Raw genomic sequence first — 390 nt, 5'->3', positions numbered from 1 at the left:
CATTTCAATTACTTTTTGTGAAAATAGATTGTTAATTGAGATTGAAAACAAGGTAATTAGAAGCAGATATTTTCTCATTTTGAATTTTTGTTGTGAGTTTCGTTTTAATAATGGGTAACGGTTTAGGCTATGTTGTCGTTGTGGAAAAATCGGCAAGATTTTTCCGCCATAGCAATTAGTTTAGTAAATATACGAGGATTTTCTGAAAAAGAAAATCCGCCACAATGCAATATAGCCAGTGTTGGCAACTGGCTTTTATTCAGTTCTTTCAATCTTTATTGGATTTTGTCGAGAATCAAAAATATCATTAATTTCAATCCGTTTTTCACTCTTATTTATCCAATAAATTATTTTGTAATTTTTATAAACTAAATATCTGAATTCATTTGG

1 protein-coding gene is annotated in these 390 nt (G+C 28.7%); it reads right to left on the bottom strand.

Annotated features, from left to right (window positions below; translation table 11 throughout):
• Window positions 1-122: 122 nt before the first annotated feature.
• Complete coding sequence (locus HGB55_RS15380; RefSeq protein WP_168817980.1) at window positions 123-272, bottom strand: hypothetical protein; 150 nt, start codon at window positions 270-272, stop codon at window positions 123-125.
• Between the last annotated feature and the right edge of the window lie 118 nt (window positions 273-390).

This window comes from Lutibacter sp. B1, from assembly GCF_012524075.1.
Lineage (GTDB): Bacteria > Bacteroidota > Bacteroidia > Flavobacteriales > Flavobacteriaceae > Lutibacter.
This window is presented reverse-complemented; position numbering and strand designations above follow the sequence as displayed.